6 protein-coding genes and 4 pseudogenes are annotated in these 13,702 nt (G+C 57.8%); 5 read left to right on the top strand and 5 right to left on the bottom strand.

The window, feature by feature from the left end; all coding sequences use genetic code 11:
* Positions 1 to 165 precede the first annotated feature (165 nt).
* Positions 166 to 1,020 carry a MinD/ParA family protein gene (locus AC3IUA_RS12890; protein WP_489361397.1) on the bottom strand — a complete coding sequence of 285 codons (855 nt, stop codon included), beginning with the start codon at positions 1,018 to 1,020 and terminating at the stop codon, positions 166 to 168.
* A 406-nt stretch (positions 1,021 to 1,426) separates the two neighbouring features.
* On the opposite strand from AC3IUA_RS12890, the pseudogene AC3IUA_RS12885 reads away from it, so the two are divergent.
* The 4 genes and pseudogenes from AC3IUA_RS12885 to acnB form a co-directional block, all read left to right on the top strand.
* A pseudogene (locus AC3IUA_RS12885) lies at positions 1,427 to 1,498 on the top strand (hypothetical protein); the annotation flags it as partial.
* A 205-nt stretch (positions 1,499 to 1,703) separates the two neighbouring features.
* The gene (locus AC3IUA_RS12880; RefSeq protein ID WP_489361395.1) at positions 1,704 to 2,954 is read left to right on the top strand and encodes a 2-aminoadipate transaminase; all 1,251 of its coding nucleotides are present in this window, start codon (positions 1,704 to 1,706) and stop codon (positions 2,952 to 2,954) included.
* A 252-nt stretch (positions 2,955 to 3,206) separates the two neighbouring features.
* Positions 3,207 to 4,424, top strand: coding sequence for a DUF3422 domain-containing protein (locus AC3IUA_RS12875; protein ID WP_489361394.1), 1,218 nt, complete (start codon positions 3,207 to 3,209; stop codon positions 4,422 to 4,424).
* A gap of 553 nt (positions 4,425 to 4,977) precedes the next feature.
* Positions 4,978 to 7,578, top strand: coding sequence for a bifunctional aconitate hydratase 2/2-methylisocitrate dehydratase (gene acnB, locus AC3IUA_RS12870; RefSeq protein WP_489361392.1), 2,601 nt, complete (start codon positions 4,978 to 4,980; stop codon positions 7,576 to 7,578).
* Positions 7,579 to 7,904: 326 nt separating this feature from the next.
* Here acnB and AC3IUA_RS12865 read toward each other — a convergent pair.
* From AC3IUA_RS12865 to ctlX, 4 genes and pseudogenes are all read right to left on the bottom strand, one after another.
* A pseudogene (locus AC3IUA_RS12865) lies at positions 7,905 to 8,504 on the bottom strand (methyl-accepting chemotaxis protein); the annotation flags it as partial.
* A 258-nt stretch (positions 8,505 to 8,762) separates the two neighbouring features.
* Positions 8,763 to 9,647 (bottom strand): annotated as a pseudogene (locus tag AC3IUA_RS12860) (HAMP domain-containing protein); the annotation flags it as partial.
* Between the two features lie 146 nt (positions 9,648 to 9,793).
* Positions 9,794 to 11,014, bottom strand: a complete 1,221-nt coding sequence (locus AC3IUA_RS12855; RefSeq protein ID WP_489362327.1) for an aspartate aminotransferase family protein — start codon at positions 11,012 to 11,014, stop codon at positions 9,794 to 9,796.
* A pseudogene (gene ctlX / locus AC3IUA_RS12850) lies at positions 11,015 to 11,926 on the bottom strand (citrulline utilization hydrolase CtlX); the annotation flags it as partial.
* 432 nt (positions 11,927 to 12,358) lie between these two features.
* Here ctlX and alr point away from each other — a divergent pair.
* Positions 12,359 to 13,597: an alanine racemase gene (gene alr / locus AC3IUA_RS12845; protein ID WP_489361390.1), complete on the top strand. Its 1,239-nt coding sequence runs from the start codon at positions 12,359 to 12,361 to the stop codon at positions 13,595 to 13,597.
* Positions 13,598 to 13,702: the final 105 nt, after the last annotated feature.

Genomic DNA, 13,702 nt, shown 5'->3' with positions numbered 1-13,702 from the left:
GAAAACATTTCGAGGGGGGGCCGCAATTGTAGGAGCGAGCCAACTCGCTCCTGCTACTTACCTTGGAGATCAAGGCGCCTTAGGCGTCAAAGTCAAAAGATCGCAGCCTGCGGCAGCTCCTACGCCGACCGGGTACATCCAGGAATGAACGGGGATCAAGGCGCCTTACATCAGCGCATCCTGACCTTGTCTTTGCATGCGTATCAGCTTTTCGACAAAAAACTCCAGATGACCACGAGGTTCGGACTGCAACGGCCAGCGGTTGATTTTCCGCACCAAGGCATCCATTGCTTTAGAAAACCCGGAAAGCGGTTTCGCATCGTATATTCCGCGCTGCTGATGCACTGTACTACGCATTAACTCGTCATACGGTACCGACCCTGCAAACTGCAGGGTGGCATCTAGAAATCTATCGGTAATCCTGGTCAATTTTCTATAGAGCTGAAGGCCTTCGTGGGTACTTTGCACCATATTGGCGAGCACTCGAAAACGACACATTCCGTGACCAAGGTGTAACAATCTGATCAACGCGTAGGCATCAGAGATAGACGTCGGGTCGGGAGTCAGCACCACCAGGACTTCCTGAGCCGCCCGAACCATGCTGACAACCGACTCACCAATGCCGGCAGCCGTGTCAACTATCAACACATCCAGACTGTTATCAATTTCACTGAAGGACTGAATCAGACCTGCATACAGGGCCGAATCAAATTCAACCATATCGTTATAACCAGAAGAGGCCGGAACGATGCGAACGCCCTTGGGCCCGAGGTGCAACATATCTTTCAATTCGCAATTGCCCAATATCACGTCGGCAATCGTGAGTTCGGGAGCAAAGCCGAGTTGAACATGAACGTTGGCCAGCCCAAAATCTGCATCGAACAGCACGACTCGTTTGCCTGAATTGGCAAAGGCCAAAGCCAGGTTCACAGAAATGCTGGTCCTCCCTACCCCGCCTTTACCGCTCGTTATCGCGATTACCTGTATGGGGTGCGTGCTGCCACCATGTTCTTCAGTCATTATCAATCTACCTTGATTAAGGTCGGCGGCCATTACATCCCTTGCGCCCCTGAAGCCAGAGTTCTATTTCTATAACACCGAGCTATAATCTCGAACCGCCTCTTCGACACAAACTCAACAGTTCTATGCGCGAGGAGGCAGCAGCCATAAAAGGATTGATTTTTTGAGTTCCAGGCGAAAAAAACTTCACGCATTGCAATTGCTGTAACAACACAATCGAAATTCCGAGCAACGTTATCACCCGAAGCAACGAAACGCCTGACATTTTATAACATAATCAGGCATCGCCAGCAGAAGTTCATCAACGAAGCGTCATAACTGAAACCTCGTTCAATCAACAAATCAAATGCCAATAGCCACCACCGATTTCGATAGCGGCATCAGGAATTGGTTTCCTGATGATATCGACACCTTTTACATGTGCATCCGGGCAGCGCAGGCTGGCTGCGGCATTGCCCTGGTCCCTCGATATCAGGTCAGCGCAACACCCCTTCGGGATAAACATCCAGAATTATTGGAATGATGCCCGGATTTTATTTCGTTTGCAGGGTGCAAGCGTTGTTCGCTTAGATAGAAAAAACATCTGGCTTAGCGGGTTTAACTATGTCTTCGCGCCTTCTATCGATCGTCGCCTTTCATGACTCGACCCTCAGCCGAACTTGTATATCGGGGAGTGCCCAGTCATGAATAGCGAGAACATCAGTCAATCGATTTCCATCGTTCACCCGATAACCCTGTCTCATGGCAAAAATGCAGAAGTCTGGGATACTACTGGCAAACGTTATATCGACTTTGTTGGCGGCATCGGGGTATTAAACCTGGGGCACTGCAACCCATTAGTGGTCAAGGCCATTCAGGAACAAGCGGCAAGGCTGACTCACTATGCCTTCAATGCCGCGCCCCATGATCCCTATCTACGGTTTATGGACAGACTGGAGAAGTTCATACCCGTCTCCTACCCCTTGAGCGGCATGTTCACCAATAGCGGGGCCGAGGCGGCAGAAAATGCCCTGAAGATCGTGCGGGGTGTCACCGGGCGTACAGCCGTCATTGCCTTTGACGGTGGATTCCACGGCAGGACCTTGGCCACCCTGAACCTGAACGGCAAAGTAGCACCCTACAAGCAGCGAGTGGGCGTCCTTCCGGGGCCGGTGTTCCATCTGCCCTACCCGAGCAAGGATACCGGCGTCACCACCGCAGAGGCCCTCAAAGCCCTGGACCGCCTGTTCAGTGTCGAGATCGACGTCAATGACGTGGCCTGCTTCATCTTCGAGCCGGTTCAGGGGGAAGCTGGATTTCTGGCGATGGAGCCTGATTTCGCAAAAACCCTGCGAGCCTTTTGCGATGAAAAAGGGATTCTCATCATTATCGATGAGATTCAGTCCGGGTTCGGGCGCACGGGACAACGCTTTGCCTTCAGCCGCCTCGGTATCGAACCGGACCTGCTCCTGCTGGGCAAAAGCATCGCCGGCGGAGTCCCCCTCGGCGCAGTGGTTGGCCGTAAAGCGCTGGTCGACACTCTGCCCAAGGGCGGGCTGGGCGGCACCTATTCCGGCAATCCCATCGCTTGCGCGGCGGGCCTGGCAACACTGGAGCAGATGAGCGATGAACAGTTGTCCGGCTGGGGCGAAATGCAGGAGAGCGCCATAGTCTCCCGCTACCTGTCCTGGCAGGAGAAAAGACTCTCGCCATACCTGGGCAGGTTGACCGGCACAGGCGCCATGCGCGGTATCGAACTGACCACCCCGCAAGGCGCCCCGGCCACTGCGCAGCTCGCCGAGTTACTGGCATCCGCCCGAGCCGCCGGCCTGCTGTTGATGCCCAGCGGCAAATCAAGGCACATCATCCGCCTGCTTGCCCCGCTGACCATCGAGCCCGAGGTGCTGAACGAAGGACTCGATATTCTCGAGCACTGCCTGGCGGGAATCCGCTGACACCATGATCGCGAAAATTGCGGCCGGACGCAGCCTCGCAGGCTCGGCAGCTGCTACGAGAGCCAGAACAAAAAAGATGGGTAGAGACCTAGGCCTCAAGGGGGGACGAAAAAACAGCGACTACCGCTGGTGACTCGTGGGTTCGTCAACCTGTCCCATTAACAACAGCAGCCGATCAATGCCCTGAAAAGCACCGACGCCTGGGCATTATCGCAAGCGCCAAGAACAATAAATCAACCTGGCCTGAACAGCATGCACCCGCAAAGACACACCCTACACAACGAACTGCACGCCCGCCCATCCCTGTATTTCGACGAGCCGGCCCATGTGTTTCATCTGGCCTTCCTCGGCGGGGACCGGGAGTGCAATGCGTTGCTGCAGAACTGCTGCCCTGCGACCTTCGACCCGAATGCGGCCCAAGGCATCACTCACCTCGACGGCCACCCACTGAAGTGGGAACGTCACGCCGAGTTCTTCACCCTGACCCTGGTGATCACGTCGTCCTGCAATGACCTGTACTGGACATCGTTGCCCGAGTCGCTGGCACAAAAGATCGAGCCACATCGGCCGCTGATGATCAGCGCGGTACAGATTGTGGTGCGTGGCGAAGCAGCACTGGACCTCGCAAGCTATGGCTTCAAGGACCCTTGCGGCTCTTGCGTGGGTGGAGGTGACGCCATGGTCTGGAGCGATTTTCGCCTCAGCGAGGACAGTACCAACCGTTTTCTGTTCGTCAACCACCGTCTGAATGCCTACCGCCAAGGACGGATGATCCGGCGGCTGCTGGAAATCGAGACCTACCGGATGATGGCCTCCCTGGCATTGACTACTGCCAAGACCTTGAGCGCCCAACTCAATGTCTTCGACAAGACCCTGGTCACCCTCTCCGAGCGTAACGCCGGCTCCGACTCTACAAACGCGAAAGTCCTGCTGGCCGACATTTCCAGTTTGTCGGCGCAGGTGGTCAGTAGCACCGCGAAAACCCGCCACCGTTTCAGTGCCACCCAGGCCTATGCGCAACTGGTGTTCGAGCGCCTTGGCGAACTACGGGAAAGCCACGTGGGGGATTGCCAGCGCCTCGGCATTTTCATCGAAAGGCGCTTCAAGCCTACCGTCAGGTACTGTGCCGCCACCGAGCAACGCCTGGAGCACCTGGCCAAAAGCGTGGCCAACCTTGGCGACCTGCTGCAAGCGCGGGTGCAGGTCGAAATGGAAGAACAGAACTCGGAAATCCTCAAAAGCCTGAACGCCCGCGCCGATGCACAGATCAAGATCCAGCGCGCCGTGGAAGGCCTGTCGATTATCGCCATCACCTACTACCTGATAAACCTGCTCAAGCTTGTCTATTCGGGGTTGCACGTGTTGGGAGCCGAGGTTTCCGCGCGAGAGGCCATGCTGGCCATGACCCCTCTCTTCATCGGTATCCTCATGGTGATTCTGATCAGGATCAAGAAAGTCAAAGGCCATTGATACGGCGGATCGACAGGCTCTGAATGCTGTGCACAGGGGCTCGATCAGTAGCCCCTTGCAAGTGTGAAGCCCGCGGCAGAGTGCCGGTTCGCTGCTGATCCACCCTGGTCACTTATGAACGGTATCGGGCCGTTGAAAAAAACACCCGGCTCGCATGACTGATGCAGCAGCTCCCAATCAGATCCGAAAACTGCCCACCAGCGGCTTCAAGCGCTCAACTTGCTGCTCCAGAAGCAATGTGTCGACAATATTGTTGATTTAGCCCAATAAAATCATTATGTTTCGCCTGCATCGCGAGAATGTGTTGACAATAAATACTGTCAACGATGAATGATGCACCTCGCACGCAAGCCCAAGGCGCAGATGCAGATCTGCTGCCCCTCTCGCTTTGCGGGACAGAACAGGTTTTGTAGGAGCAGTTGAATTTGGCAGTTACGGGCGGTCACCCTCGATTGCTGAAAACTGTTCCTGCATTTATTTTGCGGACCAGGCTCGGCCAGCTACCCGCCCCCTCGTGCACTCAGCAAAGTGCGGCAATGACAGGAGATACCCAGTGCTTGAAGCCTATACCCGACATTTACTGGCACGCGCCGAGGAAGGGCTACCGCCCTTGGCGCTGAATGCTGATCAAACCGCCGGCCTGGTCGAACTGCTGAAGAATCCCCCGGCTGGCGAAGAAGCTTTCCTCGTTGACCTGATCACCCATCGCGTTCCACCAGGAGTGGACGAAGCCGCCTATGTAAAGGCCGGTTTCCTCTCCGCGCTGGCCAAAGGCGAAGCCACTTCCCCTCTGATCGACAAAAAACGCGCGGTTGAACTGCTCGGCACCATGCAGGGCGGCTACAACATCGTGACCCTGGTTGACCTGCTGGACAACGCCGAACTGGCGCCAGTCGCAGCCAAGGAACTCAAGCACACCTTGCTGATGTTCGATGCTTTCCACGACGTCGCGGAAAAAGCCAAAAACGGCAACGTTCACGCTCAAGGCGTACTGCAATCCTGGGCCGACGGCGAGTGGTTCCAGAAGCGCCCGGTGCTGGCCGACAAGATCAGCCTGCGCGTATTCAAGGTCACCGGCGAAACCAACACCGACGACCTGTCCCCTGCTCCCGATGCCTGGTCCCGTCCTGACATCCCGCTGCACGCCCTGGCCATGCTGAAAATGGCCCGTGACGGCATCGTTCCGGACGAGCAAGGCGTCACCGGCCCGATGAAGCAAATCGAAACCATGCGCGGCGAAGGCTTCCCGATCGCCTACGTCGGTGACGTGGTCGGTACCGGTTCTTCGCGTAAATCGGCGACCAACTCGGTGCTGTGGTTCTTCGGCGACGACGTTCCTTACGTGCCGAACAAGCGTGCCGGCGGTTTCTGCTTCGGCAACAAGATCGCTCCAATCTTCTACAACACCATGGAAGATGCTGGCGCACTGCCGATCGAATTCGACGTCACCAACATGAACATGGGCGACGTGATCGACCTGTACCCACATGCTGGCAAAGTCTGCAAACACGGCACTGACGAAGTCCTGACCACCTTCGAAATGAAGACCCCGGTGCTGTTGGACGAAGTCCGTGCCGGCGGCCGTATCCCGCTGATCATCGGCCGTGGCCTGACCGAGAAGGCTCGCGCCGAGCTGGGTCTGCCACCTTCGACGCTGTTCAAGCTGCCTGAAGCACCGGCTGAAAGCACCAAGGGTTACACCCTGGCGCAGAAAATGGTCGGCAAGGCGTGCGGCGTGGCTGGCGTTCGTCCAGGTACCTACTGCGAACCGAAAATGACCACCGTCGGTTCCCAGGACACCACCGGTCCTATGACCCGTGACGAACTGAAAGACCTGGCGTGCCTGGGCTTCTCGACCGATCTGGTGATGCAGTCCTTCTGCCACACCGCGGCCTATCCAAAGCCTGTGGATGTGACCACCCACCACACCCTGCCTGATTTCATGCGCAACAGAGGTGGAGTTTCGCTCAAGCCTGGCGACGGGATCATCCACAGCTGGCTTAACCGCATGCTGCTGCCGGACACCGTCGGTACCGGTGGTGACTCCCATACCCGCTTCCCGATCGGGATCTCCTTCCCGGCGGGTTCCGGATTGATCGCGTTCGCTGCCGCCACCGGCGTGATGCCGCTGGACATGCCGGAATCGGTCCTGGTGCGCTTCAAAGGCAAGATGCAGCCGGGCATCACCCTGCGTGACCTGGTTCACGCCATTCCTTACTACGCGATCCAGGCTGGCCTGCTGACCGTGGAAAAGAAAGGCAAGATCAACGCTTTTTCGGGGCGCATCCTGGAAATCGAAGGCCTCGACAACCTGACCGTCGAGCAAGCGTTCGAACTGTCCGACGCTTCCGCCGAACGCTCCGCTGCGGGCTGCACCATCAAACTGCCGGAAAAAGCCATTGCGCAGTACCTGAGCTCCAATATCACCCTGCTGCGCTGGATGATTGGCGAAGGCTATGGCGATGCACGGACTCTGGAACGTCGCGCTCAAGCGATGGAAGCCTGGCTGGCCAACCCTGAGCTGCTGGTGGCCGACAAGGACGCCGAATACGCTGAAGTGATCGAAATCGACCTCGCCGACATCAAAGAGCCTGTGCTCTGCGCGCCGAACGACCCGGACGACGCCCGTCTGCTTTCAACCGTTCAAGGCCAGAAGATCGACGAAGTGTTCATCGGTTCATGCATGACCAACATCGGTCACTTCCGCGCTGCCGGCAAGTTGCTGGAACAGGTCAAGGATCAACTGCCAACCCGTCTGTGGCTGTCGCCGCCGACCAAAATGGACGCTCACCAGCTGACCGAAGAAGGCTACTACGGCATCTACCGCAAGGCTGGCGCGCGCATGGAAATGCCGGGCTGCTCGCTGTGCATGGGTAACCAGGCTCGCGTTGAACCGAACGCCACCGTGGTGTCGACGTCGACCCGTAACTTCCCGAACCGTCTGGGCGATGGCGCGAACGTCTACCTGGCTTCGGCCGAGCTGGCGTCCGTGGCATCGATCCTGGGTCGCCTGCCGACCGTCGAGGAGTACATGGAATACGCTGGCAAGATCGACAGCATGGCGGCCGATGTATACCGCTACCTGTCCTTCGACCAGATCGCCGAGTTCCGTGAAGCGGCTGCGAACGCCAAGATCCCGGTCGCTCAAGCCTGACGCCTGTGGCGAGGGAGCAAGCTCCCTCGCCACAAAAAAACGCCGCCCCTTTGCGAGGTGCGGCGTTTTTTTATGCTTATTCAACGACCGAATGTGGGAAGGGCTTGCTCCGGGCTGCGATCTATCGGGTGGCTTGAAGCAGTCGCGGACCTACGAACCAGACACGATCGGTTGCAGGCTTCGCGCAGATCATTCTGCCAATCACGGTCGGCGTAGGAGCTGGCGCAGCCTGCGATCTTTTGATCTTGATTCTCGGTAATCTGCAGAACAGCCAAAAAATCGCAGCCTGCGACAGCTCCTGCATGGGGCTGCACGACGTACCCCGATCAGATCCGAAAACCACCCACCAACTGCTTCAAGCGTGCTGCCTGCTGCTCCAGATCAGAACAGGCCCGCAAGGTCGACTGCAGATTTTCCACGCCGTCCCGGTTAAGGGTGTTGATCTCCCTGATGTCGGTATTGATCGACTCGACCACGGCAGTCTGCTCTTCCGTAGCGGTGGCAACCGATTGGTTCATGCCGTCGATCTCACCGATGCGCAAGGTCACACTATTCAAGCGCTCGCCGGCCAGGTTGGCGATCTCCACGCTTTCCAGGCTGTGGCGCTGGCTTTGACTCATGGTGCTGACCGACTCGCGGGCGCCGACTTGCAGCTCTTCGATCATGGCCTGCACCTGTTGCGCCGATTCCTGGGTGCGATGGGCCAGGTTGCGTACCTCATCGGCGACCACTGCAAAACCGCGCCCGGCCTCGCCGGCACGGGCCGCTTCAATGGCGGCGTTGAGGGCCAGCAGGTTGGTTTGCTGGGAGATGCTGCTGATCACCTCGAGAATCTGCCCGATGTTCACCGTTTTGCTGTTGAGGTTTTCGATATTGCCGCTGGAGGTGCTGAGCATTTCGGACAACCTGTTCATGGCCTCGATGGTTCTATCGACGACCTGCTGGCCGTCCTCAGCCAGGCCCCGGGCGTCGCTCGCTTGATGCGAGGCCTGGGCTGCGTTGCGGGCAATTTCCTCTGCGGCTGCGCCGAGCTGGTTGATCGCAGCCGCCACGCTATGGGTCCGGCTGGACTGCTCGTCGGAGTTGCGCATCGACGAATTGGAAGCGCTGACCACCCGCAGGGCCACTTCGTTGACCTGCTCGGTGGCTGAGGAGACCTCGCGGATCGAACCATGCACCCGTTCGACGAAGCGGTTGAACGCCGTACCGAGGATGCCGAATTCGTCCTGGCTCTGGATGGTCAGGCGTTTGGTCAGATCGCCTTCACCCTCGGCGATATCCTGCATGGTCCTGGTCATCACCCGTAGCGGCTGCGTCAGGATGCGAATCAGCATGCCGAGTAAGGCGATGATAATCAGCACTGCGATGAGGCCCGCGACCAGCGCTGAAGCCCGGAACTCACTGAGCATCAAGAACGCCTTGTCCTTGTCCACGGACAAACCGATAGACCAGTTCAGTGAGGGCAAGCCGGTGATCGGTGCAAAGGTGACGATGCGGGTGTGGCCATCCACTCGAACTTCACTGATATCACCGCTGATGCGCGGGGTATCTTGCGGGTAGACATCGGCGAGCGTCTTCATCACCAGCGCTTTGTCCGGGTGGACCAGGATCTTGCCCTCGCTGCTGACCAGGAAGGCATAGCCCATGCCATTGAAGTCCAGTGCATTGATGCTGTCGGCAATGGCCTGCAGGCCCAGATCACCGCCAGCGACACCCAGGGTCTGCCCGGCCCTGACCGCGTCGACGACGGAGATGACCAGGTTACCGGTCGTGGCATCGATGTAAGGCTCGGTGACAGTCGGACCGCTGCTGTTGATTGCATCCTTGTACCAGGGGCGGCCACGGGGATCGTAGCCATCCGGCATTTTGGCATCCGGCCAAGTCATGAATTTACCGTCTTTATCTCCCACATAGGTCGCGATGAAATTCGCCGCAAGGGCCTGCTGCTTGAGCAACAGCGTGATGTTCTCCGCAGCCGGATCGAGCGCCACCGACTGTGACAGGCTCTCCATCAACAACACTCTGCCAGACAGCCAATTGGCAATATTGCTCGCGGTGACACCACCCATTTCGTGAAGATAACTCTCCAGGTTTTTCCGTATCGCGCTGCGCTGCAGATAGTCGTTGTAGGCGGTGAATAACGCAAAAGCGGCGATGACAATCAGCGAGACCGCCAGCAGGATCTTGTGGCTGAACTTCAGGCTATTACTCATCGTTAAACTGCAGCCCGGGTCAGCAGCACAAGGGTGCGCTCGAACCGGGCCAGCCCTTCCACAATGTCCGCATCGGACACAATCAAACTGGGGGCAAAGCGCAGTACATCGGGACCGGCTTGCAACAGTATCAGCCCCTGCCCGGCCGCCGCGTTCAGTACTTCCTTGGCTCGCCCGCGCCAGCTGTCACTGAGCACGCAACCGATGAGCAGTCCCACCCCGCGAATTTCGTTGAACACGCCATATTGCTCTGCCATTTGCGCGAGGCGAGACTTGAACTGCGCTGCACGTTGTTTGACCCCATCGAGCAGGGCCTGGTCGCTCACCAGATCAAACACTGCCTCGGCCACCGTACAGCCCAGAGGATTACCACCATAAGTCGTGCCATGGGTGCCCGGCACCAGATGTCGAGCCAGCCCTTCTCGAGTCAACATCGCGCCAATCGGGAAGCCGCCCCCCAGGCTCTTGGCACTGGTCAGGATGTCGGGCTCAACGCCGTAATGCTGGTAAGCGAACAGTTCTCCAGTACGCCCCACCCCGGTCTGCACCTCGTCAAAGATCAGCAGTGCATTGAATTGATCGCATAGCTGGCGGGCACCTTCCAGGTAAGAATGTTCAGCCGGGAGCACACCGCCCTCGCCCTGTATCGGCTCAAGGACCACCGCGCAGGTTCTATCCGAGATCGCGTTCTGCAATGCCGCCAGATCATTGAACGGCACATGGCTGATCCCTTCAATTCGCGGGCCGAAGCCGTCGGAGTATTTGGGCTGGCCGCCAACGCACACGGTAAACAGTGTTCTGCCATGGAAGCTGTTCAACGCAGCGATGATTTCATATTTTTCCTCGCCATAACGGTCATGGGCTACCCGTCGTGCGAGCTTGAATGCCGCCTCATTCGCCTCGGCTCCCGAGTTGCAGAAGAACGCGCGGTCGGCGAAGGTTGCACCCACCAGTTTGCGCGCCAGACGCAATGCCGGCTCGTTGGTAAATACGTTGGAGACATGCCAGAGCTTGTGCGCTTGTTCCGTCAGCACACTGACCAGTTTCGGATGAGCATGGCCGAGCACATTGACGGCGATCCCGCCGGCGAAATCGATCAATTCACGACCACTCTGGTCCCAGAGCCGCGAGCCTTCTCCGCGGACCGGGATAAACGGCGCAGGTGCGTAGTTGGGAACCATGAAACGATCGAAATCGCCACGATCGACCGTCTCCTGGTTCATTTGTTTTGGCAAATGCACTTCGGCCAACATGCAGCGAGCACTGCCGCCGCCAATCAGTTCGATCGTATCGATGTTCACCGGCAATGGCTTGGCATGCCGCTCGATCAGTTGGCGTTGCTCGGTATCCAGGGAGAACCAGGCGGTCCGCGACATCACCAGGATCGGCTCACCCTTGCGGTTATGAACTTCCAGCATGTTGCCCGCGAACGACTCGAGCTGCTCCCAGGTCAGCGCGAGGATTTCCTTGCCACTGGATCGCAGCTGCGCCTCAAGCCCGGCGCGTTCCTGAAGGTCACTGACAGCTTCCAGGCAGACCACCGCCAGGCGAGTGCCGACGCTCATCATTACGTTGGTGTGATAGATCGCCATCCCGTCACGGTCAACGGCGCTAAAGGCACACAAGCGGTACCCAAGATTCTCGACAAACGTGCGCAGTGCATCGACATGAGTGCGCGCCGAATAACCTGCGTAGCAGATACGCTGAACGCGATCGAGCACCATGCTGCCGGTGCCCTCGAGAAACAGCTCCTGTTGCTCCAGCCCGGTAAAGTCGAGTACCTGTTCAATCGAATAGTCCTGCAGCAACGCTTCCAGAACGCCCTTCTCACGCTCCAGCCGACGGTTCTGCCCCTGCATGGGGTACAGCACCAGCGTGCCATCGGCATGACTGCTCCACCAGTTGTTGGGAAAGATCGAGTCCGGTGTATGGGGGGACGCACTGTCCTGGGCCACCAGCACTTCGACCCCATGCTCGCGCAATACCGCTACATAGCCGTCAAACTCCTCAAGGGCATGAGCCTGCGCTTGATCCTGGGGCAATGAACAATTCTGAAATCGGTTATTCGCGGCGGTATCAACATTAAAAGAAAACCGCGAAGGCCGAATCATCAACACCGTATTAGTCGTTTGCATGGGAGCCTTTCCAGACAGGGAAGTGAGTGCGGTTATTCTCCCTCCACTGAAGCGGCCGACTCGGCTGTTATCCAGTTGGCTCTCGACTCAGAATGCTGAAAGCTTCGCCTCGGCAGCCGATTCCGCTCTTGCACAATGGACTCTCGTTGCGGATACCCATCAATGAATATTGCTGCGCAGATGCGGCTTGCCACTGACGCTTGTCAGGGTACTGAAACGTGCTATTGCACCCATCCAGTGTGCAAATAAGTTCTCTGTTGTTTATCCCCGTTTAACAGCGTCATCCGCTGCGAATGGCCTGTCACACCACATAAACAAACGACGACTTTCCTGAAAAATTCCATGGCTGTTCGCTCGATGCCATATGGACCTGGCTGCTGCCAAATCCACGCGTGCATGGAGCTTCTCCTCATCCAGTATGGAAGACTTGATATGCCACGTTTTATGCTCAGCACGCTGACACTCGCACTGGCTTTTACGGCAATGACGCCCGTGGTCAATGCCGCCCCCCTGCTCGATCCCACCCCGGAACACCCACGCGCAGACAATCAATCAGGCCAGGCCAACACCTGGCTGGAGATTGATCAGGCCGCCTTCGAAGGAAACATCACCAAGCTCCAGCAACGAGTGGCGGGTAAAAGCCAGATCTGCGCCGTGATGAAAGCCGATGCTTATGGAAGCGGCATTGCTTTACTGATCCCTTCCGCCATCAGGATGGGCATCACCTGTATCGGCGTGGCGAGCAACGAGGAGGCGCGTGTTGCACGGGCAAAAGGCTTCAAGGGCCGCCTGCTGCGTTTGCGCAGCACTACCGTTGATGAAGTCGAGAATGCGCTGCGCTACAACATCGAAGAACTGGTCGGCAATCTGGAGGTGGCCCGCCAGCTCAATCAACTGGCGACCCGCAAGGGCGTGAAACTGCCTGTTCACCTGGCGCTGAATTCAGCGGGCATGAGCCGCAATGGCCTGGACATGAGCACGGCTGAGGGGCAACAACAGGCGGTGGATCTGACTCGGCTGGAGCACCTGAATATCGTCGGGATCATGACTCACTTCCCGGTCGAAGAACGCGAGGATGTTCTCCGGGGGCTGGCCACATTCAAGGAGCAGTCCGGCTGGTTGATCGAGCACGCAAAACTGGACCGCAGCAAGATCACCCTGCACTGCGCCAATACCTTCACCACCCTTGAGGTGCCCGAGGGCTGGCTGGACATGGTTCGCCCGGGGGCTGCGCTCTATGGCTATCCAGTGGGCGGGCACAATGAGTTTCAACGGGTGATGCAGTTCAAGTCGCGGGTCGCGATGGTCAACGCCTACCCGGCGGGCAGCACCATCAGCTATGACCGCACCTTTACCCTGAGCAAAGATTCGTTGATCGCCAACATCCCGGCCGGCTACTCCGACGGTTATCGAAGGGCATTCTCCAACAAAGCCTCGGTGCTGATTCACGGCCAGCGCGCACCGGTGATCGGCAAGGTCACCATGAACACGCTGATGGTGGACGTCAGTGGCATCAAGGGCGTGAAGGCGGGAGATGAGGTCGTTCTGTATGGCAAACAGGGCGATGAAGAGATTACCCAGACCGAGCTTGAGACCATCACCGGCGTGTTGTTGGCGGACCTCTACACGATCTGGGGCAACTCAAATCCGAAGGTGTTGAAGGTCAAATAAGACTGAGCGCTGCTCCTACAGGATCGCGTGTCGCTGCAATTTCACGGATGTACCCGGTCGGCGTAGGAGCTGCCGCAGGCTGCGATCTTTTGGCGATATTGAAGA

This window comes from Pseudomonas sp. KH_050 (assembly GCF_057838875.1).
The sequence above is the reverse complement of the archived record's forward strand: the minus strand, read 5'-3'. Positions and strand labels throughout refer to the sequence as shown.